The 22913-nt window shown below is 67.0% G+C and carries 21 protein-coding genes and 1 tRNA gene; 19 read left to right on the top strand and 3 right to left on the bottom strand.

Features of this window, described 5'->3' with window-relative positions; genetic code table 11:
* The 14 genes from H5407_RS01610 to H5407_RS01675 all read left to right on the top strand — a co-directional run.
* A partial coding sequence (locus tag H5407_RS01610) for a DUF4115 domain-containing protein (protein ID WP_183102675.1) occupies positions 1 to 354 on the top strand: 354 nt, incomplete at its 5' end.
* Between the two features lie 46 nt (positions 355 to 400).
* Positions 401 to 1696 carry a flavodoxin-dependent (E)-4-hydroxy-3-methylbut-2-enyl-diphosphate synthase gene (gene ispG / locus H5407_RS01615; protein WP_183102676.1) on the top strand — a complete coding sequence of 432 codons (1296 nt, stop codon included), beginning with the start codon at positions 401 to 403 and terminating at the stop codon, positions 1694 to 1696.
* A 19-nt stretch (positions 1697 to 1715) separates the two neighbouring features.
* Positions 1716 to 3011: a histidine--tRNA ligase gene (hisS, locus tag H5407_RS01620; RefSeq protein WP_183102677.1), complete on the top strand. Its 1296-nt coding sequence runs from the start codon at positions 1716 to 1718 to the stop codon at positions 3009 to 3011.
* Between the two features lie 39 nt (positions 3012 to 3050).
* A complete protein-coding gene (locus H5407_RS01625; protein ID WP_183102678.1) occupies positions 3051 to 3734 on the top strand; it encodes a tetratricopeptide repeat protein in 684 nt (227 codons plus the stop codon).
* Between the two features lie 2 nt (positions 3735 to 3736).
* Complete coding sequence (bamB, locus tag H5407_RS01630) at positions 3737 to 4873, top strand: outer membrane protein assembly factor BamB (protein WP_183102929.1); 1137 nt, start codon at positions 3737 to 3739, stop codon at positions 4871 to 4873.
* 50 nt (positions 4874 to 4923) lie between these two features.
* On the top strand, positions 4924 to 6261 hold the full coding sequence (gene der, locus H5407_RS01635) for a ribosome biogenesis GTPase Der (RefSeq protein ID WP_183102930.1): 1338 nt from the start codon (positions 4924 to 4926) through the stop codon (positions 6259 to 6261).
* A 77-nt stretch (positions 6262 to 6338) separates the two neighbouring features.
* On the top strand, positions 6339 to 6584 hold the full coding sequence (gene hfq, locus H5407_RS01640; protein WP_183102679.1) for an RNA chaperone Hfq: 246 nt from the start codon (positions 6339 to 6341) through the stop codon (positions 6582 to 6584).
* 45 nt (positions 6585 to 6629) lie between these two features.
* Positions 6630 to 7931 carry a GTPase HflX gene (hflX, locus tag H5407_RS01645; protein ID WP_220800415.1) on the top strand — a complete coding sequence of 434 codons (1302 nt, stop codon included), beginning with the start codon at positions 6630 to 6632 and terminating at the stop codon, positions 7929 to 7931.
* Positions 7928 to 9202, top strand: a complete 1275-nt coding sequence (gene hflK, locus H5407_RS01650; protein ID WP_183102680.1) for an FtsH protease activity modulator HflK — start codon at positions 7928 to 7930, stop codon at positions 9200 to 9202. The genes hflX and hflK overlap by 4 nt, the downstream gene beginning before the upstream one ends.
* A 12-nt stretch (positions 9203 to 9214) precedes the next feature.
* Positions 9215 to 10108: a protease modulator HflC gene (hflC, locus tag H5407_RS01655; RefSeq protein ID WP_183102681.1), complete on the top strand. Its 894-nt coding sequence runs from the start codon at positions 9215 to 9217 to the stop codon at positions 10106 to 10108.
* Positions 10109 to 10115: 7 nt separating this feature from the next.
* On the top strand, positions 10116 to 10304 hold the full coding sequence (locus tag H5407_RS01660; RefSeq protein ID WP_310737597.1) for a DUF2065 domain-containing protein: 189 nt from the start codon (positions 10116 to 10118) through the stop codon (positions 10302 to 10304).
* A 135-nt stretch (positions 10305 to 10439) separates the two neighbouring features.
* On the top strand, positions 10440 to 11603 hold the full coding sequence (locus H5407_RS01665) for an ATP phosphoribosyltransferase regulatory subunit (protein ID WP_183102682.1): 1164 nt from the start codon (positions 10440 to 10442) through the stop codon (positions 11601 to 11603).
* A gap of 32 nt (positions 11604 to 11635) precedes the next feature.
* Positions 11636 to 12979: an adenylosuccinate synthase gene (locus H5407_RS01670; protein ID WP_404935572.1), complete on the top strand. Its 1344-nt coding sequence runs from the start codon at positions 11636 to 11638 to the stop codon at positions 12977 to 12979.
* A gap of 40 nt (positions 12980 to 13019) precedes the next feature.
* Entirely contained in the window at positions 13020 to 13541 is a 522-nt protein-coding gene (locus H5407_RS01675) for a phosphoribosyltransferase (protein ID WP_183102684.1), read from the top strand.
* 288 nt (positions 13542 to 13829) lie between these two features.
* On the opposite strand, the gene H5407_RS01680 is transcribed toward H5407_RS01675, so the two are convergent.
* Positions 13830 to 13914, bottom strand: a tRNA-Leu gene (locus H5407_RS01680).
* Positions 13915 to 14055: 141 nt separating this feature from the next.
* Between H5407_RS01680 and rnr the strand changes: the two genes are divergently transcribed.
* Positions 14056 to 16308, top strand: coding sequence for a ribonuclease R (gene rnr, locus H5407_RS01685; RefSeq protein WP_183102933.1), 2253 nt, complete (start codon positions 14056 to 14058; stop codon positions 16306 to 16308).
* A gap of 39 nt (positions 16309 to 16347) precedes the next feature.
* On the opposite strand, the gene H5407_RS01690 is transcribed toward rnr, so the two are convergent.
* Positions 16348 to 17883: an NAD(P)H-hydrate dehydratase gene (locus H5407_RS01690; RefSeq protein ID WP_183102685.1), complete on the bottom strand. Its 1536-nt coding sequence runs from the start codon at positions 17881 to 17883 to the stop codon at positions 16348 to 16350.
* A 14-nt stretch (positions 17884 to 17897) separates the two neighbouring features.
* Positions 17898 to 19199, bottom strand: coding sequence for an FAD-binding oxidoreductase (locus H5407_RS01695; protein WP_183102686.1), 1302 nt, complete (start codon positions 19197 to 19199; stop codon positions 17898 to 17900).
* A gap of 432 nt (positions 19200 to 19631) precedes the next feature.
* Here H5407_RS01695 and rpsB point away from each other — a divergent pair, with 432 nt between their 5' ends.
* The 4 genes from rpsB (at position 19632) to frr (ending at position 22913) form a co-directional block, all read left to right on the top strand.
* Positions 19632 to 20378, top strand: a complete 747-nt coding sequence (gene rpsB / locus H5407_RS01700; protein ID WP_183102687.1) for a 30S ribosomal protein S2 — start codon at positions 19632 to 19634, stop codon at positions 20376 to 20378.
* A gap of 104 nt (positions 20379 to 20482) precedes the next feature.
* The gene (gene tsf / locus H5407_RS01705) at positions 20483 to 21394 is read left to right on the top strand and encodes a translation elongation factor Ts (protein WP_183102688.1); all 912 of its coding nucleotides are present in this window, start codon (positions 20483 to 20485) and stop codon (positions 21392 to 21394) included.
* 197 nt (positions 21395 to 21591) lie between these two features.
* Positions 21592 to 22302 (top strand): UMP kinase, encoded by a 711-nt coding sequence (pyrH, locus tag H5407_RS01710; RefSeq protein ID WP_183102689.1) that lies wholly within the window; start codon positions 21592 to 21594, stop codon positions 22300 to 22302.
* 50 nt (positions 22303 to 22352) lie between these two features.
* Positions 22353 to 22913 carry a ribosome recycling factor gene (gene frr / locus H5407_RS01715; RefSeq protein WP_183102690.1) on the top strand — a complete coding sequence of 187 codons (561 nt, stop codon included), beginning with the start codon at positions 22353 to 22355 and terminating at the stop codon, positions 22911 to 22913.

Consider the following 22913-nt stretch of genomic DNA (forward strand, 5'->3'; position numbering starts at 1 on the left):
GTCGTGGCCGCGCCCGTGCAGCCCGCAACCGCAACCGCACCCACGACCGCGCCTGCCGAGCAGGCCCGCCCGACCGTGACCTCCGCCGCACCGGCGCCCGCCACATCCACGGCCGGCCTTGCGCCGCTGGTGCTGCGTGCCAGCGCCGAGAGCTGGATCGAGGTGGTCGATGCCCGTGGCCAGGTCCAGTATTCCCGCCTGATGCGTGCCGGCGAGGTGGCCGATCTGCAGGTGCAGACGCCCGTCAAGCTGCGCGTGGGCAATGTGTCCGGCACCCAGCTGAGCCTGCGTGGCGAGCCTGTGGATCTGCAGGCCCGCTCCCGGGACAACGTGGCACGCCTGGAGCTGCCCTGAGCGAGCGTGCCAGATGCCGACCGATCCGAATGAGCTGAAAGAAGTGATGAGTGTGACCCCGACGACCCCGTCCGAAACGCCTGACAGCCTCGATGCCATCGCGGCTGCCAGGCCGGCTGCGCGCCGCAGCCGCCAGGCCCGCGTACGCTGGGGCGACCGCGTCGTGACCATTGGCGGCGATGCGCCGGTGCGCGTGCAGTCCATGACCAACACCGATACCGTGGACGTCATCGAGACCGCCATCCAGGTCAAGGAACTGGCCATCGCAGGGTCCGAGCTGGTGCGCATCACGGTCAATACGCCCGAAGCCGCCGAGGCCGTGCCTCTCATCCGCGAGCAACTGGACCGCATGGGCATCGACGTGCCGCTGGTGGGCGACTTCCACTACAACGGCCACCGCTTGCTGACCGAGTTCCCGGCCATGGCCCAGGCCCTGTCCAAGTACCGCATCAACCCCGGCAACGTGGGCAAGGGCGATAAAAAGGACCGTCAGTTCGCGCAGATGATCGAGGCCGCGATGAAGTACGACAAGGTCGTGCGCATCGGCGTCAACTGGGGCAGCCTGGACCAGGAGCTGCTGGCCCAGATGATGGACGACAACGCCCGCCGCGCCAGCCCCTGGGACGGCCAGCAGGTGATGTACCAGGCCCTGATCCAGTCGGCCCTGAGCTCCGCCAGCTATGCGCGCGAGTTGGGGCTTAACGCGGACAACATCATCATCAGCTGCAAGGTCAGCGGTGTGCAGGACCTGATCTCGGTCTACCGTGCGCTGAGCCAGCGATGCGACTACGCCCTGCACCTGGGTCTGACCGAGGCCGGCATGGGCACCAAGGGCACGGTGGCCTCGGCCACGGCCCTGTCCATCCTGCTGCAGGAAGGCATCGGCGACACCATCCGTGTCTCGCTGACGCCCCAGCCCGGCGAGTCCCGCACCCAGGAGGTCGTGGTGGCTCTGGAGATCCTGCAGTCCCTGGGCCTGCGCGCTTTCAATCCCAGCGTCACCGCCTGCCCGGGCTGTGGCCGCACCACCAGCACCACCTTCCAGGAACTGGCCAAGCAGATCGACGACTACCTGCGCGCCCAGATGCCCGTCTGGCGCGCCAAGTATCCCGGCGTGGAGAACATGAAGGTGGCCGTGATGGGCTGCATCGTCAACGGCCCCGGCGAGAGCAAGCATGCCGACATCGGCATCAGCCTGCCCGGTACCGGCGAGGCGCCTGCGGCCCCCGTGTTCATCGATGGCGAGAAGGCCCTGACCCTGCGCGGGGAGGGCATCGCTACCGAGTTCCAGACCCTGGTCGAGAACTACATCGAAAAACGTTTCGGCGCTCAGAACGCCTGAGCCTGCCGCGAAAGAGTCCATGAGTGAACAGAAGAAGCAGCCCCTCCAGGCCGTGAAGGGCATGAACGACATCCTGCCGCCGGAATCGGCGCGCTGGGAGTGGCTGGAGGCGAAGATGCGCAGCGTGCTGCAGCGCTACGGCTACCAGAACGTGCGCACGCCCATCGTCGAGCCGACGGCTCTGTTCGTGCGGGGCATCGGCGAGGTGACCGACATCGTCGAGAAGGAGATGTACGCCTTCGAGGACAAGATGAATGGCGACCACCTGGCCCTGCGCCCCGAGGGCACGGCCGGCGTGGTGCGGGCCATGGTCGAGCACAGCTTCCTGCGCGAGGGCGGCAAGCGCCTCTACTACTTCGGCCAGATGTTCCGCCATGAGCGCCCGCAGAAAGGCCGCTACCGGCAGTTCCACCAGATGGGCGTCGAGGCCCTGGGCTTCGGCGGCCCCGATGTGGACGCCGAGGTCATCCTGCTGGCCCGCACCCTTTGGCGCGAGCTGGGCCTGGTCGAGGGGCGTGATGTCGTGCTGGAGCTGAACTGCCTGGGGCAGTCCGAAGAGCGCAAAGCCCACCGAGAGGCCCTGATCGCCTACCTGGAGCAGCACCAGGACGTGCTGGACGAGGAAGCCAAGCGCCGCATGTACAGCAATCCGCTGCGCGTACTGGACACCAAGAATCCCGCCATGCAGGCCATGGCCGAAGCCGCACCCAAGCTGCTGGACTTCCTGGGCGAGGACTCTCTGGCCCACTTCAACGGCGTGAAGGCCCTGCTGGATGCCGTGGGCCTGCAGTACCGCATCAACCCGCGCCTGGTGCGCGGCCTGGACTACTACAACCTCACCGTCTTTGAGTGGGTCACCGACAAGCTGGGAGCGCAGGGCACGATCTGCGCTGGCGGCCGCTATGACGGACTGATCGAGCAGCTGGGCGGCAAGGCCTCCCCGGCGGTTGGCTTCGGCCTGGGCCTGGAACGCCTGCTGCTGCTGTTGGAAACCCTGGGCACCCAGATGGACCTGCCCGTGCCCGATGCCTACGCCATCGTGCCCTCGGCGCAGGGGCTGGGCCAGGTCATGCAGGCCCTTGAAGCCTTGCGCGCGGCCGGCGTCTCGGTGGTGCTGCATCCGGGGCAGGGCAGCATGAAGTCCCAATTCAAGAAGGCCGATGCCAGCGGCGCCCGCCTGGCGCTGATCTTCGGCGAGGACGAACTGGCCCGCGGCGAAGTGGGCCTCAAGCCCCTGCGCGAGGAAGGCCAGGCCCAGTCCAGCCGCAAGCTGGCCGAGGTGGCTTCCTGGGCCCATGAACTCCGCAACGCATAATCGCGGCTCACTCACCCCATTCTCTACCGAACAAAAGCAATGGCGTCGCATCTCGATCTGGAAGAACAGGAACAACTGGAAGCGCTCAAGGCCTTCTGGAAGCAATGGGGCAACCTCATCAGTTGGGGCTTGACCGCCGTGCTGCTGGCCTATGCCTCCTGGGTGGGCTGGAACTGGTGGCAGCGCGAGCAGGGGGCCAAGGCCTCGGCCCTGTATGAGCAGTTGTCCAACCAGGTGGAAGCCGGTGACGTGGACAAGGCCAATGCCGCCTTCGCCGTGCTGAAGGAGCGTTTCCCCTCCACCGTCGCGGCCGCCCAGGGCGCGCTGCTGCAGGCCCGCCTGCAGCACGACAAGCAGAATGACGACGGCGCCCGCGCCACGCTGGCCTGGGCTGCCCAGAATGCTGGGGATGCGCTCTATCAAGACCTGGCACGCCTGCGCCTGGCTGCGCTGCAGATCGACGCCAAGCAGCTCGACGAGGCCGGCAAGACCCTGGACGCCGTGAAGGCCCCCGACTTCGCCGCCCTGGTGGCTGACCGCCGCGGCGACCTCGCCGTGCTGCAGTCCAAGCCCGATGTGGCCAAGGCCGAGTACCTGAAGGCCTACCAGGGCATGGACAAGACCCTGGACTACCGTCAGCTGGTCGGGGCCAAGCTCGCCAGCCTGGGCGCCGCCGTGCCGGAAGAACCGGCCGCCGATGCAGGCAAGGAGTCCGGCAAGTGAGCATGAAGTCCCTGCAACTGCTCCGCCGCGGCCTGCTGCTGGCGACCCTGCCGGCCCTGCTGTCGGCCTGCTCGCTGTTCTCCAATTCCAAGGACGCCAAGCCGGCCCCGCTGGAAGCTGTGACGCCTGCCATCGCTGGCAAGGTGGTGTGGCAGCAGCGCATGGACAGTGTCCGTTTCGGTCTGAACGTCGTGGCGCTGCCTGACAGCTTCGTTGTCGCCGACAGCGATGGCACCGTGCAGCGCCTCAAGGCGGCCGACGGCAGCGCGGTCTGGCGTGCCAACCTCAAGGAGAAGCTGGCCGCGGGCGTGGGCAGCGATGGCCGCTATGCCGCCGTCGTCACTCGCGACAACGAGTTGCTCTCCCTGGACGAGGGCAAGACCCTGTGGCGCAAGCCCCTGTCCGTGCCCATCCTGACGGCGCCCCTGGTGGCGGGCGAGCGCATCTTCGTGTTGACGGTTGACCGTGCCGTGCTGGCCTTCGACGCCATCGACGGTCGAAAGCTCTTCGAGCTGCGCCGCCCGGGTGACCCGCTGACCCTGCTGCAGCCCGGGGGCATTGCCAGCTACAAGGACACCCTGGTCGTGGGCCAAGGCTCGCGCCTGGCCGGCGTTGACCCGCTGCGTGGTACCGTGCGCTGGGAGGCCAGCGTGGCCAATCCGCGCGGCACCAACGAGGTCGAGCGCCTGGCCGATGTCGTCGGACCCCTGGTGCGCACCGGCGAGCTGCTGTGCGCCCGCGGCTTCCAGTCGGCCGTCAGCTGCATCAACGCCGAGCGTGGCTCCACCGCCTGGACCCGCAATGTCGGTGGCGTGATGGGCGTGGGCGGCGATGCGCAGGCCGTCGTGGCTGGCGACGCCTCCGACCGCCTGACGGCCTGGCGCACCAGCAATGGCGACGTGCTCTGGAATGCCGAGCAGTTCCTGAACCGCAAGCTGTCCGCTCCCCTGGTCCTGGGCCAGAGCGTGGTGGTGGGTGACTTCGAGGGACAGGTGCACTTCCTCAACCGCGAGACCGGCAAGACTCAGCTGCGCCTGCCCACCGACGGCTCGGCCATCGTGGCCGCGCCGGTGGCGGCCGGCAATACCATCCTGGTCGTGACCCGCAACGGAGGCCTCTTCGCGCTGCGGCCCCAGTGAGGCCGCGCGCCTGTGGCGCCTCCCGTCTTTGAAAGAAGAACAAGAACATGATGAAACCCGTGATCGCCCTGGTGGGCCGCCCCAATGTGGGCAAGTCCACGCTGTTCAACCGGCTGACCAAGAGCCGTGACGCCATCGTGGCCGATTTCGCCGGCCTGACGCGCGACCGGCACTATGGCGACGGCCGTCTCGGTGACCGCGACTTCATCGTCATCGACACCGGCGGCTTCGAGCCCGACAGCTCCACCGGCATCGTCAAGGAAATGGCCAAGCAGACTCGCCAGGCCGTGGCCGAGGCGGATGCAGTCGTCTTCGTGGTCGATATCCGCCTGGGCCTGTCCGCCCAGGACCAGGACATCGCCCGCTACCTGCGCAGCTGCAACAAGCGCGTGTTCCTGGCCGTCAACAAGGCCGAGGGCATGAGCGAGTCGCCCCTGCTGGGTGAATTCCACGAGCTGGGCATGGGCGAGCCCCATCCCATCTCTGCCGCCCATGGACAGGGTATCCGCAGCATGCTCGAGGCCGTGCTGGAAGGCTTTGACTACGGTGAAGAGGAAGGCGAGGGCGCCGAGGAGGAGCAGGTCATCCGCCTGGCTGTCGCCGGACGCCCCAACGTCGGCAAGAGCACGCTGATCAACACCTGGCTGGGCGAGGAGCGCCTCGTTGCCTTCGACATGCCGGGCACCACGCGCGATGCCATCTCGGTGGACTTCGAGCGCCACGGCCAGAAGTTCAAGCTGATCGACACCGCCGGCCTGCGCCGCAAGGGCAAGGTCTTCGAGGCCATCGAGAAGTTCTCTGTGGTCAAGACCCTGCAGGCCATCGCTGATGCCAATGTCGTGCTGCTGCTGATCGACGCCACCCAGGGCGTCACCGACCAGGACGCCCACATCGCCGGCTACATCCTGGACAGTGGCCGCGCCGTGGTCGTCGCGATCAACAAATGGGATGCGGTGGACAGCTACCAGCGCGAGATGCTGGAGCGCTCCATCGAGTCGCGCCTGTCCTTCCTGAAGTTCGCGCCCACGCTGAAGATTTCAGCGCTGAAGCGCCAGGGCCTGGGCCCGCTGTGGAACGCGCTGGCCGATGCCTACTCCTCGGCCTACAAGAAGATGACCACGCCGGTGCTCACGCGCCTGATCCAGGAAGCCGTGCAGCACCAGCAGCCGCAGCGCTCCGGGGTCTCGCGTCCCAAGCTGCGCTATGCGCACCAGGGGGGCATGAATCCGCCCATCGTCGTGATCCACGGCAATGCGCTGGACAGCGTCTCCGATGCCTACAAGCGCTACCTGGAAGGTCGCATCCGGGCCCACTACAAACTGGCGGGCACGCCGCTGCGCATCGAGATGCGCTCATCCAAGAATCCATTCCTGGACAAGGATGACTGAATCCTGGGCGCGGGGAAACCCGCGGCTGTGTTAAGGTGCAGTCCTCTCTTTCCCCCTCTCACAACACGGAGCATATCGTGAGCAACAAAGGACAACTCCTGCAAGACCCCTTCCTGAACCTCCTGCGCAAGGAGCATGTGCCGGTGTCCATCTACTTGGTCAATGGCATCAAGCTGCAGGGCCATATCGAGTCCTTTGACCAGTACGTCGTGCTGCTGCGCAATACGGTCACTCAGATGGTCTACAAGCACGCCATCTCCACGGTGGTTCCCGGCCGCGCCGTGAACTTCCACGCCAACGACAGCGCCGAAGGCGCTGCCTGAGAGGACTCGCCGTCACGGCAGCGTCCGTGACGGCCTCCACCGACCTTGAGTTCTTCTAGCCATTCCGCCGCGACGCCGCCCTCAGAGGCGGCGCGCGCCATTCTTGTGGGTGTCGATTTCGGACGCGGCGCCCCCTTCGATCCCTCCTTGGACGAGCTCGCGCTGCTGGCTGAATCCGCCGGTGACACGCCCGTCGCCCGGGTCACCGCCAAGCGCCAGGCCCCGGATGCCGCGCTCTTCGTGGGCTCCGGCAAGGCCGATGAGATCAAGCTGCTGGTGCAGGCCCACGGAGCCCACACGGTACTCTTCGACCAGGCCATTTCGCCAGCCCAGCAGCGCAATCTGGAGCGCGTGCTCGGCGTGCCGGTTGCAGACCGCACAGCCCTGATCCTGGAGATCTTCGCGGCTCGCGCCAAGAGCCACGAGGGCAAGCTGCAGGTCGAGCTGGCCCGGCTGCAATACCTGGCCTCACGCCTGGTGCGCCGCTGGAGCCACCTGGAGCGCCAGAGCGGCGGCATCGGCATGCGTGGCGGCCCCGGCGAGGCCCAGATCGAGTTGGACCGCCGCATGATCGATGAGCGCATCAAGAGCATCAAGGAGCGCCTCAAGAAGGTGCAGCGCCAACGCAGCACGCAGCGCCGCGCCCGTGCGCGCAATGGTGTATTCCGCGTCTCGCTGGTCGGCTACACCAATGCCGGCAAGTCCACGCTCTTCAATGCGCTGGTGAAGGCTCGCACCTATGCGGCCGACCAGCTCTTCGCCACGCTGGACACCACCACACGCTCGCTGTACCTGGAGGAGGCGGCGGCCAGCGTGTCGCTGTCCGATACCGTGGGCTTCATCCGCGACCTGCCGCACAAGCTGGTGGAAGCTTTCCAGGCCACGCTGCAGGAAGCGGCTGACGCCGACCTGCTGCTGCACGTGGTCGATGCCGCCTCGCCGGTGCTGGATGAGCAGATGGTGGAGGTCGAGCGCGTGCTTGAGGAAATCGACGCCGCAGGCATCCCGCAGCTGCTGGTCTACAACAAGCTTGACAAGCTCGAGGACACCCAGCGCCCGCGCCAGCCCCTGGACTGGATGGAGCGGCCCAACGGCCAGCGTGTGCCGCGCATCTTCGTCAGCGCCATCAGCGGCGAGGGTCTGGACCTGCTGCGGGCCCAGATCGTCACCTGCATGCGCGAGCAAGGCCTGACCCCCGGGCCGGCCGAGCACGATCCGCGCTTGATTTCCCTGGCGCAGCCGCCACATGAGGATGATGGGTCCAGGTCGGAGTCCGGTCCGACTTCGAGCAACGAGGGCAAAGCCGTGGACAATGGCGCGGCGCCCAATTCCAACGAACAGGCATGAGCATGAATCACGCTGAGCGCGCCCCTGGCGCCCCCACGCTGCGAGAGACCGCTGCTGCCGCAGCGGCCCTGCTGCGAGCCCTGATGCTGCCGCGCGCACGCCGCGACGCTGCGCTGCTCAACAACGGCCGCAACGACGGCCCGCCGGATCTCGACGAGCTCTGGCGTGATTTCAACCGCAAGCTCTCCGGTTTCTTCGGAGGCCGCGGCAGCCCCGAGCCGCAGGGCGGCGGCGGCTCCAGCCCCGACATGCGCAGCGCTGGCGTGGGCATGGGCCTGATCGCTGGCGTGGTGGCGCTGGCCTGGCTGGGCAGCGGCTTCTTCACCGTGCAGGAAGGCGAGCAGGCGGTCATCACCACCTTCGGCAAGTACAGCAAGACGGTCGATGCCGGTTTCCAGTGGCGGCTGCCCTATCCCTTCCAGGCTCATGAGACCGTGGCCGTGACGCAGCTGCGTTCGGTGGAAGTGGGCCGTCAGACCACGGTGGCGGGCACGGGACTGCGCGACTCCTCCATGCTGACGCAGGACGAGAACATCGTGGACATCCGCTTCACGGTGCAATACCTGCTCAAGGACGCCCGCGACTACCTCTTCGAGAACCGCGAGCCCGACGACGCCGTGCGCCAGGCCGCCGAGTCCGCCGTGCGCGAGATCGTGGGCAAGTCCAATATGGACTCGGTGCTGTACGAGCAGCGCGACGCCATCGCCGCCGAGCTGGGCAAGTCGGTGCAGGCCCAGTTGGACCGGCTCAAGGCCGGCATCGTGATCAAGAACGTCAACGTCGGCAGCGTGCAGGCACCCGAGCAGGTGCAGGCCGCCTTTGACGATGCCTTCAAGGCCGGGCAGAACAAGGAACAGCTCAAGAACGAGGGCGAGGCCTACGCCAACAACGTGATCCCCGAAGCCCAGGGCAAGGCCGCGCGCCTGCGCCAGGAGGCGGAGGGCTACCGTTCGCGTGTAGTCGCCCGCGCCGAGGGTGATGCGCAGCGCTTCAAGTCAGTGCTGGTCGAGTACCAGAAGGCGCCTGCCGTGACCCGCGACCGCATCTACATCGACACCATGCAGCAGATCTACGGCGACGTCACCAAGGTGATGGTGGACAGCCGCAGCGGCTCCAACCTGCTGTACCTGCCGCTGGACAAGCTGATCCAGCAGGGAGGTTCCAACGTCACGAGCAGTTCGCCCGTGCCGGTGGTCGTCGAGCCCGCGCCCGCAGCCGTGGCGCCGGTGGACCGCAACCGCGATGCCCTGCGCAATCGCGAAGGCCGTTGAGGGAGCGCACAGATGAATCGAATCACGAGCCTCGTGCTGGGCGCCCTGGTCGCCTTCATGGTCCTGAGCTCGACGATGTATGTCGTCGATCAGCGCCAGTTTGCAGTGGTCTACGCCCTTGGCGAGATCAAGGAAGTCGTCAGTGAGCCCGGCCTGAAATTCAAGCTGCCGCCGCCCTTCCAGAACGTGGTCTTCCTGGACCGCCGCGTGCAGACCCTGGACAACCCCGATCCCCGTCCCATCTTCACCGCCGAAAAGAAGAGCCTGGTCATTGACTGGCTGGTGAAGTGGCGTGTGACCGACCCGCGCCAGTTCATCCGCAACAGCGGCAGCAATATGCGCAGCGTGGATGCCCGCCTGAGCCCCATCGTGCAGGCGGCCCTGAACGAGGAGGTCACCAAGCGTGACGTCCGCGCCGTGCTGGCCACCGAACGTGACAAGGTCATGCAGGATGTGCGTCGCCGCTTGGTCGAGGAGGCCAAGCAGTTCGGCATCGAGATCATGGACGTGCGCATCAAGCGCGTCGATTTCTCCGCCAACATCACGGACGCCGTCTATCGCCGCATGGAGTCCGAGCGCAAGCGCGTGGCCAATGAATGGCGCGCGACCGGCAATGCCGAAGCCGAGAAGATCCGCGCCGACGCCGACCGCCAGCGCGAAGTGATCCTGGCGGAAGCCTATCGCGATGCGCAGCTGATCATGGGCGAGGGCGATGCCAAGGCCTCCGCCATCTATGCCGAGGCCTTCGGCCGCGACCCGCAGTTCGCGCAGTTCTATCGCTCGCTGGAGGCCTATCGCGCGATCTGGAAGAACAAGCCCGGTGTGATGGTCCTGGACCCCAGCACCGAGTTCTTCAAGTCCATGCGCGGCGCGCCCGCAGGTGCGGCTGCCCCTGCCCGCAAGTGAGCACGGCGTGAGCGTGGAAGTGCTCTGGACAGCGCTCGCGCTGATGTTGGTCATCGAAGGGCTGATGCCCATGCTGACACCCGGGCGCTGGCGAGCACTGTTCCAGCGCATGACGGTGCTCAGCGACGGCCAGATCCGCTTCGTCGGCCTGGCCTGCGTGGCCGGCGGCCTGCTGGGCCTGATGCTGCTGCACTGAGCGGGGCGCGGGCCGCCCCAGGGCCCGTGCCGCCTTGCACACGTGGCCCGCGTTTGCGCGTCACGTAGGCTGGCCCTGTTCGCCGTGCCGGGACTTCCCGGTACAATGCCGTTTTTAACCCCCCCAGAAACGTCCATGGCCTCTGCTTGGCTGCTGCCCGAGCACATTGCTGACGTCTTGCCCTCCCAGGCTCGCCGTATCGAAGAACTCCGGCGCGATCTCCTGGATCTGGCGCGGACCTACGGCTGCGAGCTGGTGATGCCTCCCATGCTGGAGCATCTGGAGTCGCTGCTCACCGGTACGGGTCGTGAACTGGACCTCAAGACCTTCAAACTCGTCGATCAGTTGTCCGGCCGCAGCCTCGGCCTGCGCGCGGACACCACTCCCCAGGTCGCCCGCATCGATGCCCACCTCCTGAATCGTGCCGGCGTGACCCGTCTGTGTTACTGCGGCCCGGTGGTGCACACGCGCCCGGAGGGCCTGCACGGCAGCCGCGAGCCTCTGCAGTTCGGCGTCGAGATCTACGGCCACGCTGGACTGGAAGCCGACCTGGAAGTGCAAGAGCTGGCCATCGCCGCCCTGCACAAGGCCGGCCTGAAGGGCATCACCCTGGACCTGGGCGACGCCCGTCTGGTGCAGGGCGTGCTGGGCGAGCTGAAGCTGCCGGCGGACACGCTGGAGGCCATCGTCGCGGCCCTGGCCGCCAAGGACGCGGCCAATCTCGCCCAGGCCACGGCCGGCATGCCTGAGGCGGTGGCCCGCGGCCTGCAGAGCCTCATTGGCCTGTATGGCGGCATGGAAGTGCTGGACCTCGCTCGCGAGCAGCTGCCTGACCATCCCCTGATCCGTGCGGCCCTGAACGACCTGCGCTGGCTGTCCAGCCATCTGCGTCAGAGCCAGCCGGATCTGCACCTGGGCTTTGACCTGGCTGACCTGCGTGGCTATGCCTACTACAGCGGCATGCGCTTCGCGCTGTATGCCGCCGGCTGCAGCGACGCCGTGCTGCGTGGCGGTCGCTACGACGAGGTGGGAGCGGTCTTCGGCCGTCGCCGCCCGGCCGTGGGCTTCAGTCTGGACCTCAAGGCCTTGGTGGCGTTGAGCCCGGTCACGCCTCTGCGTGCGGCCGTGCGTGCGCCCTGGGGTGAGGATGCGTCCCTGCGTGCTGCCGTGCGCGCTTTGCGTGAGCAGGGAGAAACCGTGGTCTGCGTCCTGCCCGGGCATGAACACGAGAACGACGAATTCGACTGCGACCGCGAGCTGGTCAGCGTTGGCGGGCAATGGGTGGTGCGCGCGCGTTGACGCGGCCCGCCAATCTGAATACTTTTCATTGGATGAGCATCATGCACAGTGAGATCGCGCGCGGCCGTAATGTGGTCGTTGTGGGCACCCAGTGGGGTGACGAAGGCAAGGGCAAGGTTGTCGATTGGATGACCGACCACGCGCAGGGCGTGGTGCGCTTCCAGGGCGGCCACAACGCCGGGCACACGCTGGTGATCAAGGGCGTGAAGACGGCCCTGCAACTGATCCCCTCGGGCATCATGCGCGACGGCGTGGCTTGCTATATCGGCAACGGCGTGGTGGTGGATCCGACCCATCTGGTGTCCGAGATCGAGCGTCTGGAGAAGGCCGGCGTGGATGTGCGCTCGCGCCTCTACATCAGCGAATCCTGCCCCATGATCCTGCCCTTCCATGTGGAAGTGGACAAGGCCCGCGAAGCCCTGCGCGAAAGCAGCGGCACCGGCAAGATCGGCACCACGGGCAAGGGCATCGGCCCGGCCTACGAAGACAAGGTCGCGCGCCGCGCTCTGCGTCTGCAGGACCTGAAGCACCCCGAACGCTTCGCCAAGAAGCTGCGCGAGCTGCTGGACCTGCACAACCACGCGCTGACCGGCTACCTGAACGCCAGTGCCCTGGAGTTCCAGCCCATCTTTGACAAGGCCATGGCCTTGGCCGAGCAGGTCAAGCCCATGCTGGCCGACGTCGGCTACATGTTGCACAAGGCCCACCTGGCCGGCCAGAACATCCTGTTTGAGGGCGCGCAGGGCACGCTGCTGGACATCGACCACGGCACCTATCCCTACGTCACCTCCAGCAACTGCGTGGCCGGCAATGCCGCCGCCGGTGCCGGCGTGGGCCCGCAGATGCTGCACTACATGCTGGGCATCACCAAGGCTTACACCACCCGCGTGGGGTCTGGCCCATTCCCGACCGAACTGGAGTGGGAAAAGGAAGGCACCGTCGGCTACCACCTGTCCACGGTGGGCCAGGAGCGCGGCACCGTGACCGGCCGCGCCCGCCGCTGCGGCTGGCTTGATGCCGCTGCGCTGAAGCGCTCCATCATCATCAACGGCATCACGGGCCTGTGCCTGACCAAGCTGGACGTGCTGGATGGCCTCAAGGAAATCCAGATGTGCGTGGGCTACGAGCTCAACGGCCAGCAGATCGACATCCTGCCCCTGGATGCCGACGAGATCGTGGCCTGCAAGCCCGTGTACGAGACCTTCCCTGGCTGGACTGAGAGCACCTTCGGCGTTACGAACTGGGATGCGCTGCCGCTGAATGCGCGCCGCTACCTGGAGCGCGTGCAGGAAGTCATTGGTGCGCCCATCGATATGGTGTCCACCGGCCCGGACCGCGAGCACACCATTCTGCTGCGTCACCCCTACAAGGGCTGAGCCCCTCTCAACGATCACATCGAATTTGGAGTAAGCATCTATGTTGACCGACGACGGCAAGCACCTGTACGTGTCCTGGGACGAATACCATCTGCTGACCGAGCGCCTGGCGCTCAAGGTGCATGCCTCGGGCTGGGAGTTCGACCAGATCCTGTGCCTGGCCCGCGGCGGCGTGCGCCCGGGTGATGTGCTGTCCCGTGTCTTCGACAAGCCGCTGGGCATCATGTCCACCAGCTCCTACCGCGCGGAAGCCGGCACTATCCAGGGCCGCCTGGACATCGCCAAGTACATCACCATGCCCAAGGGCGAGCTGGCTGGCCGCGTGCTGCTGGTGGATGACCTGGCCGACTCCGGCGTCACGCTGAAGGCCGTGGTGGAGCGCCTGCGCGGCATGCCTGCCGTTAAGGAGCTGCGCTCGGCGGTGATCTGGACCAAGTCGGTCTCGACCTACACGCCCGACTACTACGTTGAAATGCTGGAGACCAGCCCCTGGATCCACCAGCCCTTCGAGATCTACGACGACATGCGCCCCGACGCGCTGGCGAAGAAGTTCTCGGTCTGAGGGAGCATTCCTGATCGCGACGCCCTTCATCACCAGCTCGCGAAAAAGCGCGGCGCCTCCTTGTCGAGGCCCCGCGCTTTTTTCATGGCGGCAGGGCGCGGGGCGGGGTCAAGTATTGCCAATGCCCCGGGCAAGCGACGGGATCTTGTGCGGGCAGCGGGCCACAAAGCAAAATGGCCGCAGTCTTGCGATCTGCAGCCATGGAGCATCAAGCGGTGCATGCCACAACAGTCATGCGCCCAAAACAAAAGCCGGCGACCCAAGAGGAAGCCGGCTTCTGAAAGTATCTGGTGCCCAGGAGAGGACTCGAACCTCCACGGAGTTACCCGCTAGTACCTGAAACTAGTGCGTCTACCAATTCCGCCACCTGGGCAAGGTTTCCAAGCCATCGGTTTAAACGTATGATTCGTCTAAACAAAGTGCCTGGCCGTTTCAGGAAAGCTGAGATTCTATCATCAAAAATTTTAAGAACACAAGTGGTCCCGGCAACACTGCCGGTTCGCAGGCTGCCCTGCTGAGTGAAGTCGAGGGGGTGGTCCAGGGTCACCGCGACGGGCATGGGTTCCTCATCCCCGATGACGGGCAGCCCGACCTCTACCTTTCCGCGCAGGAAATGCATGCCGTGATGCACGGCGACCGCCTGCGTGCCCGCATCGTGCGCTACGACAAGCGCGGCCGCCCTGAAGGCCGGGTGCTGGAGATCCTGGACCGCAAGAAGCGACCCATCATCGGCCGGCTGCTGCTGGAGTCCGGCGTGTGGCTGGTGGCCCCGGAAGACAAGCGTTATGGCCAGGACATCCTGGTGCCCAAGAACGCCATTGCCAACGCCACGGCCGGCCAGGTGGTCGCTGTCGAGCTGACCGAGCCGCCCTCGCTTTACTCGCAGCCCGTGGGGCGCGTCACCGAGGTGTTGGGCGAGATCGACGATCCCGGCATGGAGATCGAGATTGCGGTACGCAAGTACGAGGTGCCGCACCGCTTCAGTGCCGAGACCCTCTCGCAGGCCGCCAAGCTGCCGGATCGCGTGCGGGCCGTGGACATGAAGAACCGCGTGGACCTGCGCGACGTCGCCCTGGTCACCATCGACGGTGAGGACGCCCGCGACTTCGATGATGCCGTCTTCTGCATGCCGCACAAGCAGGGCCGCGGCAAGACGGCCTTCAAGGGCTGGCGTCTGCTGGTGGCCATTGCTGACGTCAGTCATTACGTGAAGCCCGGCGAGCCCCTGGACCTCGATGCCTACGAGCGTGCCACCTCGGTCTACTTCCCGCGTCGTGTGATCCCCATGCTGCCGGAGAAGCTCTCCAATGGGCTGTGCTCGTTGAATCCCGAGCAGGACCGCCTCTCCATGGTCTGCGACATGCTGGTCACGGAAGAGGGCGACACCTTCGCCTACCAGTTCTACCCGGCGGTGATCTGCTCGCATGCGCGGCTGACCTACAACGAGGTGGCGGCCGTGCTGGCCAACACCCACGGTCCGGAGGCGGCGCGCCGCAAGGAACTGGTGCCGCACCTGCTGCACCTTCACGAGGTCTACCGCGCGCTGCTGAGCCAGCGCCAACGTCGCGGTGCCGTGGATTTCGACACCGTCGAGACCCAAATCGTCTGCGACGACAACGGCCGCATCGAGAAGATCATCCCCCGCACCCGCAACGATGCCCATCGTCTGATCGAGGAGGCCATGCTGGCCGCCAACGTCTGCGCGGCGGACTTCATTGCGGGCGGCAAACACCACTCGCTGTACCGCGTGCATGAAGGGCCCACGCCCGAGAAGCGCACGGCGCTGCAGGCCTACCTGCGGGCGCTGGGCATCGGCATGGGCCTCTCGGACGATCCCTCGCCCGGCGAGTACCAGGCCATCGCCCACGCTACCAAGGACAGGCCCGACGCCACGCAGATCCACACCATGCTGCTGCGCTCCATGCAGCAGGCCATCTACACGGGCGCCAACGCCGGCCACTTCGGCCTGGCCTATCAGGCCTACACGCACTTCACCAGTCCGATCCGTCGCTATCCGGACCTGCTGGTGCACCGCGTGATCAAGGCCATGCTGGGCAACAAGCGCTACCAACTGGATGCCGCCAAGATGGATGTGCCCGTGCCGCCCAAGCGGCCCGGCAAGGGCAAGCCCATCAATCCGGCTTCCGCCAGTACCGAGGTCGAGCGCTGGGAAGTGGTGGGTGCGCACTGCAGCGCCAACGAGCGTCGCGCCGACGAAGCCTCGCGCGATGTCGAAGCCTGGCTCAAGTGTCGCTATATGCGCGAGCACCTGGGCGAGGAGTTCAGCGGCACGGTCAGCGCCGTGACCACCTTCGGCCTCTTCGTGCAGCTGGACGCACTCTTCGTCGAAGGGCTGGTTCACATCACCGAGCTGGGCGGCGAGTACTACCGCTTCGACGAGGTACGCCAGGAGCTGCGCGGCGAGCGCACCGGCATTCGCTACGCCACCGGCGCGCGAGTGCAGGTGCAGGTCAGCCGCGTGGACCTGGACGGTCGCAAGATCGACTTCCGCCTGGTGCGGGATGGCGAGGAACTCCGCCCGGCCTCCAAGCCCCTGCGCGACAAGACCGGCCAGGCCGCCCCACGCAAGGCCACGGACAAGCTGGCTGAAGTCCAGCGCCAGGACCGCGAGGCGAAGGCCAGCGGCAAGCGGGCCAAGGTCGGCGGCGCCAGCCGTGCAGCGGCGGCGCCGATGTCGCCGGTGGCGGCCCGCAAGACGGCGGCTCGCAAGTCCAGCGAGGCAGGCAAGGGGCGCAAGCGGCGCTGAGCCGAGGCGCCGGCGCCATCGGGGCGCTGCCGCTTGCCTTCAGGGCAGGCAGGCCTGGAGGGCGTGCATGCGCTCGATCAGGTCGGCCGCCCGCAGCGGGGCCTGTGCGCCCTGCGCGGCTTCGCCATGCCAGGCGACGCCCATGGTGGCGATCTCATGCGGAGGCAGGTCCGGGCGCTGCGCCCAGAGCCCGCCCAGCCAGCCGGCTAGCACGTCGCCCGTGCCTGCGCCCGCCAGGGCGGCATTGCCGCTGCCGTTCACATGCAGGGGCTCGCCAGGGCTTGCGATCACGCTGCCCGAGCCCTTCAGCACGACACTGCAGTCCAGGGTCGCGCTGAGTGCGCGGGCAGCCACGAGCCTGTCGGCCTGTACCTGCGCCACGGGCCAGGCCAGCAGGCGCGCGGCCTCCAGCGGGTGAGGCGTCAGGATCGTCTGCCGTCCGGCGCTCCTGCGTGCATGCAGCAGTTCTCGGGTCGCGCCGCTGCGCGCGACGCTGTTGAGCCCGTCGGCATCCAGCACCAGGCGCGGGGCCTGCCGCAGGACTTCGGGCAGGGGCGAGCCGGAGCCCGTGGCAGGGCCAGCGTCCAGCCCATGCCCGGCGCCGCAACCCACGACCAGGGTCAGGTCTTGCCAGGGCGTCTGGCTGTCGAGGGGGCCTTCGGGCCAGCGCATGAGCTCGGGGCGACCGCCTGCGTGCACCGCGCCGGACAAGGGTTTCAGATGGACCTTGCCGGCGCCGGCGGCCAGCGCGCTGCCCGCCGCCAGCAGCGCGGCGCCTTCCATATGCGCGGCGCCGCCAATCACCAGCACCTGCCCATAGCTGCCCTTGTGGCTGGCATGGGTGCGGCGGGCCAGCGCTTGCCAGCGCTGTCGCTCGCCCAGGGCGACCAGGCGGCCGCAGTCGCCGTCCGCGGCGCTCACCCCCAGGTCATCAAACCAGATCCGGCCGGCGTGGTCGCGCCCTTGGCCGGTGAAAAGTCCCGGCTTGAGGCCCAGCAGGCACAGCGTGTGCTGTGCGCGCACGACGGCGCCGGCCCGTCCCAGTGCATCGGGGCAGGGGCGGCCGGCATCGGCCTGCAGGCCGCTGGGGAGGTCGATGCTCAGGACCGGGACATCGCAGGCATTGATGGCGAGGATGGCCTGCTCCAGCGCAGCTTCCGGCGCCCGTTGCAGGCCCAGGCCCAACAGGGCGTCGATGACCAGCTCGCAGCCTTCGGGCGGCTGCAGCGTGCTGCCGATCCGCAGGCCGGCGTCCATGGCCGTTCGCCAGGCCCACTGGGCGTCGGCGGGCAGTGGCTTGCTGCCGCACAGATGGCTGACATGGACCTCCAGGCCCAGGCTCGCCAGGTGACGCGCGGCCACCAGGCCGTCGCCGCCGTTGTTTCCAGGGCCGCAGGCGATCCAGACACGCCGGGCATGGGGCGCCACGGCCAGGGCCAGGCGCGCCACGGCCAGGCCGGCGCGTGCCATCAGCGCCTGGGCTGGCGAGCGGGCAAGGGAGGCGGCCTCCAGCGCCCGGCAGCCCTCGCTGCTGAAGAGGGGGAAGCGGCCGGCCTGATGGAGCACCTCGATCATGCGGCCACTCTAGCTCAGCGCAGGCGTTCCGCAGAGAGGGGGCTGAGGTCCAGGCCGGGGTCGCGACCGCCGATCAGTGCGGCCATCAGCTGTGCCGAGCCCGCGGCCAGTGCCGCACCCTGGCCGCCATGGGCCAGGTTCAGCCAGATGCCTTCGGCGCCGCTGGCCCCCAGCAGGGGGAGGCCGTCGGCCAGCATCAGGCGGCAACCCTGCCAGTGCTGGGCCTGCTGGGGCTGGATGGCGCCGGGGAACCAGTCGTGCAGCACCTCGTGCAGGCGCTCGAAGCCCTTGTCGCCCCGGCTGGGGGCTTGCAGGCTGGCGCCTCCGCTGACCCGCACGCGCTGCCCCAGGCGGCTGAGGCTCAGCTGGTGTCGGTCGTCGATCAGGCTGGCGCGCGGGCCGAGGTCGGGGAACGCTTCCAGCTGGCGCAGCGGGGCGGTCAGCGTGCGGCCCCAGACCTGGCGCAGGGCGGGCCTCAGGCCCAACTGGGCCAGCAGAGGATCACCGGGCTGCGCGCCGCACAGCACGATGGCGTCGAAGCTGTGCGTCTGCGCCTCGCGTGGGCTGGGCACGGTGCTGGGTCCGTTCGTGGCGAGGGCCTCCTGCCGCTGCGCGGTGGCGGCGATCCCGGTCAGCACGGCCGGGCCGTGGGTGAGGGCGGGGCGCCTGCCCGCCTGCAGGGCGCGGACTTCGGTGTGGAACATGAAGTGCGCGCCCAGGCGCTGGGCGGCCTGCTTGAGCAGCAGGCACAGCTCGCGGCCATTGCCGGCCTCGGCCTCGGGCAGCTGCCACCCGCCGTGCAGGGCGGTGTCCGTGCTGAGCCCAGGCTCCAGGCGGCGGCAGGCTTCGGCGTCCAGCCATTGATGGGCAAGACCCACGCTCTGCCAGCGCTCGACAAGAGGCTGTGCCTTGCGGGCCTGGGCCTCGTCGCGCATCAGCAGGAGCAGGCCCTCGCTGCGCTCATGGTCCAGCTGCAGCTGCTTGCGCAGCAGGGTCGAGCGGGCGAGGCTCTGGCGGGCCAGGGCGAGCAGGGCGGCCTGGCGGGCCTCGGTCCAGCCCTTGCCGCGGGCCTGGCGGGCGGCCCAGCGCCAACCGGCATCCGAAAGCCCAGCGGCCTGCAGCTCCAGGGCCTGCGTGCCGCACAAGGCGCCCCATACGGGGCTCAGGGCGGGGGCGCAAAGCCCGCCTTGGGCGAAGCTGGATTCGGCAGCCACGCTGCCGCTGCGCTCGAACACGACCACGGCGTGGCCCTGGGCGGCCAGCTCCAGGGCCGCATGGATGCCGGTCAGTCCGGCGCCGACGATGGCGACTTCCATTCAGGACCTCGCCGTCAGTGCCTGCCTCTGCGCATCTGCACGAGGAAAGCGGGATTCAGGGACGCGCGGCGCGCAGGCGCAGGGCAGGAGTGCCGCGCAATGCGGGCGGCAGGTGAGGGGGAGGGACATCAATCGTGCTATACTCTTTGGGTTTTGCCGGGGACTGCAGCGCTGCAATAGCGTTTGCAGCATCAGCAACTCAGTCCGGATCAGGGCTGGTTCAACCGAAGGTTCAGAAACTTCAGAAACCAAGTTTCAGAACCGAAGTTGGCCTGCATCACCTGACCGGGTGGGTGGCGATCTCGGCAGACAAATCGCAAACCCGGCAATCGAAAGGTGTCGTGTCGTAGTGGCTCAATGAGCGGGCTTTTTTTGCCCTGTGCTGCGACGCGATTCGAGCCGGATTTTAGAACCAACCTTCGGAGTTACTTCATGTCCGTCACGATGCGCGAAATGCTGGAAGCCGGTGTCCACTTTGGTCACCAAACCCGCTTCTGGAACCCCAAGATGGCCCCCTTCATCTACGGCCATCGCAACAAGATCCACATCATCAACCTCGAAAAGACGCTGCCCAAGTTCGAGGAAGCCCTGAAGTTCGTGCGCCAGCTGTCGGCCAAGCGCGGCACGATCCTGATGATCGGCACCAAGCGTCAAGCCCGCGAGATCGTCGCCGCTGAAGCCCAGCGCGCCGGCGTTCCCTTCGTCGATCAGCGCTGGCTGGGCGGCATGCTGACCAACTTTAAGACGGTCAAGGGTTCGCTGAAGAACCTGAAGGACATGCAGGCTCAAGTCGAGAACGGCACCCAGCCCGCCATCAAGAAGGAAGCCCTGATGTTCCAGCGCGAGCTGGCCAAGCTGGAAAAGAACATCGGCGGCATCCAGGACATGGCTGCCCTGCCGGACGCCATGTTTGTGATCGATGTTGGCTACCACAAGATCGCCATCGCCGAAGCCAAGAAGCTGGGTATTCCCGTGATCGGCGTGGTTGACACCAACCACTCGCCCGAAGGCATCGACTACGTCATCCCCGGCAACGACGACTCCGCCAAGGCTGTCGCCCTGTACGCCAAGGCCGTGGCCGACGCCGTGCTGGAAGGCCGTGCCAACAGCACCGCCGAGCTGGTGCAGGCTGTTGCCGCCGACGGCGACGAATTCGTGGAAGTGAACGAAGGCGCCTGAGCCCTTCGGCACTTGCTCACCAGGGGCTGATTCAGCCCCTTTTTTCCACGCTGAATCTGTATTGGGGGGCTGATGCGTCGGCTCCCCGTCCAACGGAGATTGAAATGGCTGCTATTACCGCAAGCATGGTCGCCGAGCTGCGCGCCCGTACCGACGCTCCCATGATGGAGTGCAAGAAGGCCCTGACCGAAGCCGAGGGTGATCTGACCCGCGCCGAGGAAATCCTGCGCGTCAAGCTGGGCAACAAGGCTGGCAAGGCCGCGTCCCGCATCACCGCCGAAGGCGTGGTGGCTGCTGCCGTCGTCGGTGGTGCCGGTGCTTTGATCGAAGTCAACTGCGAAACCGACTTCGTCTCCAAGAACGACGCCTTCCTGGCCTTCGTGAACGCCCTGGCCGGCCTGGTTGCCGAGAAGAACCCCGCTGACGTCGATGCCCTGTCGGCACTGCCCCTGTCCCAGGAAGGCTTCGGCCCGACCGTGGAAGATGTGCGCAAGGGCCTGATCGGCAAGATCGGCGAGAACATGACCATCCGTCGCTTCAAGCGCTACGAGGGTGGCAAGCTGGTCTCCTACCTGCACGGCACCCGCATCGGCGTGATGGTTGAGTTCGATGGCGATGATGTCGCCGCCAAGGACGTCGCCATGCACGTGGCCGCCATGAAGCCGGCTGCCCTGTCTTCCGCCGAAGTGCCGGCCGAGCTGGTCGCCAAGGAGCGCAAGATCGCCGAAGAGAAGGCTGCCGAGTCTGGCAAGCCTGCCGACATCGTCGCCAAGATGGTCGAAGGCTCGGTGCAGAAGTTCCTGAAGGAAGTCTCGCTGCTGGACCAGGTCTTCGTGAAGGCTGCTGACGGCAAGCAGACCGTCGCCGCCATGTTGAAGGACAAGGCCACCGCAGTGAAGAGCTTCACCCTGTACGTGGTGGGCGAAGGCATCGAGAAGAAGGTCGACGACTTCGCGGCCGAAGTGGCTGCCCAGAAGGCTGCTGCCGAAGCGGCTGCCGCAGCCAAGAACGCCTGAGCGTCTTCTGGCCGGGCTGACGAGCCCGGTCTGCCGCTCGGCGCGACCTGGGAATGAGGGGGAGCCCCCAAATTCCTTGATTCACCGCCACGGCTGGAAACAAAGGGCGCCTCTGGCGCCCTTTACACTTGCGCCTGCGGTCGGGGAGGAGCTCTCCCCGGCATCGCGGCAACCCCAACACCCACGACGAGGACACAATGCCCGCGCACAAACGCATCCTGCTCAAACTTTCCGGTGAAGCCCTGATGGGCGATGACGCCTACGGCATCAACCGCGCCACCATCGTGCGCATGGTGCGCGAGATCCAGGAGGTGACGCAGCTGGGTGTGGAAGTTGCCGTCGTGATCGGGGGTGGCAATATCTTCCGCGGCGTGGCTGGCGGCTCGGTCGGCATGGACCGCGCCACCGCCGACTACATGGGCATGCTGGCTACGGTGATGAACTCCCTGGCCCTGGCGGACACCATGCGCCAGGAAGGCATGACGGCGCGCGTGATGTCCGCCATCAGCATCGAGCAGGTGGTCGAGCCCTATGTGCGCCCCAAGGCACTGCAGTACCTGGAAGAAGGCAAGGTCGTCGTCTTCGCGGCCGGCACCGGCAACCCCTTCTTCACCACCGACACCGCCGCCGCCCTGCGTGGTGCCGAGATCGGTGCCGAGATCATGCTGAAGGCCACCAAGGTCGATGGTGTCTACACCGCCGATCCCAAGAAGGACCCGACGGCCACCCGCTACGCCCGCATCAGCTTCGACGAGGCGATCACCAAGAATCTGCAGGTGCTGGACGCCACCGCGTTCGCCCTGTGCCGGGATCAGAAGCTGCCCATCAAGGTCTTCAGCATCTTCAAGGCCGGCGCGCTCAAGCGCGTGGTCATGGGCGAAGACGAGGGTACCCTGGTCCACGTTTGAGCGTCCTGGCGCGTTGAGCCCGGGTCCACTCCTGAACAAGGTTGAGCATCATGAGCATTGCTGACATCAAGAAGAACGCCGAGGCCAAGATGGCCAAGTCGGTAGAGGCCTTCAAGACCGAACTGCAGAAGATCCGCACCGGCCGGGCTCACCCGGGCATCCTGGATCAGGTCCATGTGGACTACTACGGCTCGCCTGTGCCCATCTCGCAGGTCGCCAACGTGAGCCTGCTGGACGCCCGCACCATCAGCGTCCAGCCCTGGGAAAAGGGCATGGGCGCCAAGATCGAGAAGGCCATCCGCGAGTCGGACCTGGGCCTGAACCCCTCGGCCCAGGGCGACCTGATCCGCGTGCCGATGCCCCCCCTGACCGAGGAGCGCCGCCGCGACCTGACCAAGGTCGTCAAGAGCGCCGGCGAGGATGCCAAGGTGGCTGTGCGCAACCTGCGCCGTGACGCCAACGAACAGGCCAAGAAGCTGCAGAAGGACAAGGCCATCACCGAGGACGACGAGCGCCGCTCGCAGGACGAGGTGCAGAAGCTGACCGATCGCGTGATCGGCGAGATTGACAAGCTGATCGCGGCCAAGGAAGCCGAGATCCTGGCCGTCTGA

The organism is Mitsuaria sp. WAJ17, assembly GCF_014174515.1.
Taxonomy (GTDB): Bacteria; Pseudomonadota; Gammaproteobacteria; order Burkholderiales; family Burkholderiaceae_C; genus Roseateles_B.

Excerpts from the sequence above, each read along its gene's own strand:
- ispG (WP_183102676.1), top strand. The coding sequence starts at position 401 with ATGAGTGTGACCCCGACGACCCCGTCCGAAACGCCTGACAGCCTCGAT.
- hisS (WP_183102677.1), top strand. The coding sequence starts at position 1,716 with ATGAGTGAACAGAAGAAGCAGCCCCTCCAGGCCGTGAAGGGCATGAAC.
- H5407_RS01625 (WP_183102678.1), top strand. The coding sequence starts at position 3,051 with ATGGCGTCGCATCTCGATCTGGAAGAACAGGAACAACTGGAAGCGCTC.
- bamB (WP_183102929.1), top strand. The coding sequence starts at position 3,737 with ATGAAGTCCCTGCAACTGCTCCGCCGCGGCCTGCTGCTGGCGACCCTG.
- der (WP_183102930.1), top strand. The coding sequence starts at position 4,924 with ATGAAACCCGTGATCGCCCTGGTGGGCCGCCCCAATGTGGGCAAGTCC.
- hflK (WP_183102680.1), top strand. The coding sequence starts at position 7,928 with ATGAGCATGAATCACGCTGAGCGCGCCCCTGGCGCCCCCACGCTGCGA.
- hflC (WP_183102681.1), top strand. The coding sequence starts at position 9,215 with ATGAATCGAATCACGAGCCTCGTGCTGGGCGCCCTGGTCGCCTTCATG.
- H5407_RS01665 (WP_183102682.1), top strand. The coding sequence starts at position 10,440 with ATGGCCTCTGCTTGGCTGCTGCCCGAGCACATTGCTGACGTCTTGCCC.
- H5407_RS01670 (WP_404935572.1), top strand. The coding sequence starts at position 11,636 with ATGAGCATCATGCACAGTGAGATCGCGCGCGGCCGTAATGTGGTCGTT.
- H5407_RS01675 (WP_183102684.1), top strand. The coding sequence starts at position 13,020 with ATGTTGACCGACGACGGCAAGCACCTGTACGTGTCCTGGGACGAATAC.
- H5407_RS01690 (WP_183102685.1), bottom strand. The coding sequence starts at position 17,883 with ATGATCGAGGTGCTCCATCAGGCCGGCCGCTTCCCCCTCTTCAGCAGC.
- H5407_RS01695 (WP_183102686.1), bottom strand. The coding sequence starts at position 19,199 with ATGGAAGTCGCCATCGTCGGCGCCGGACTGACCGGCATCCATGCGGCC.
- rpsB (WP_183102687.1), top strand. The coding sequence starts at position 19,632 with ATGTCCGTCACGATGCGCGAAATGCTGGAAGCCGGTGTCCACTTTGGT.
- tsf (WP_183102688.1), top strand. The coding sequence starts at position 20,483 with ATGGCTGCTATTACCGCAAGCATGGTCGCCGAGCTGCGCGCCCGTACC.
- pyrH (WP_183102689.1), top strand. The coding sequence starts at position 21,592 with ATGCCCGCGCACAAACGCATCCTGCTCAAACTTTCCGGTGAAGCCCTG.
- frr (WP_183102690.1), top strand. The coding sequence starts at position 22,353 with ATGAGCATTGCTGACATCAAGAAGAACGCCGAGGCCAAGATGGCCAAG.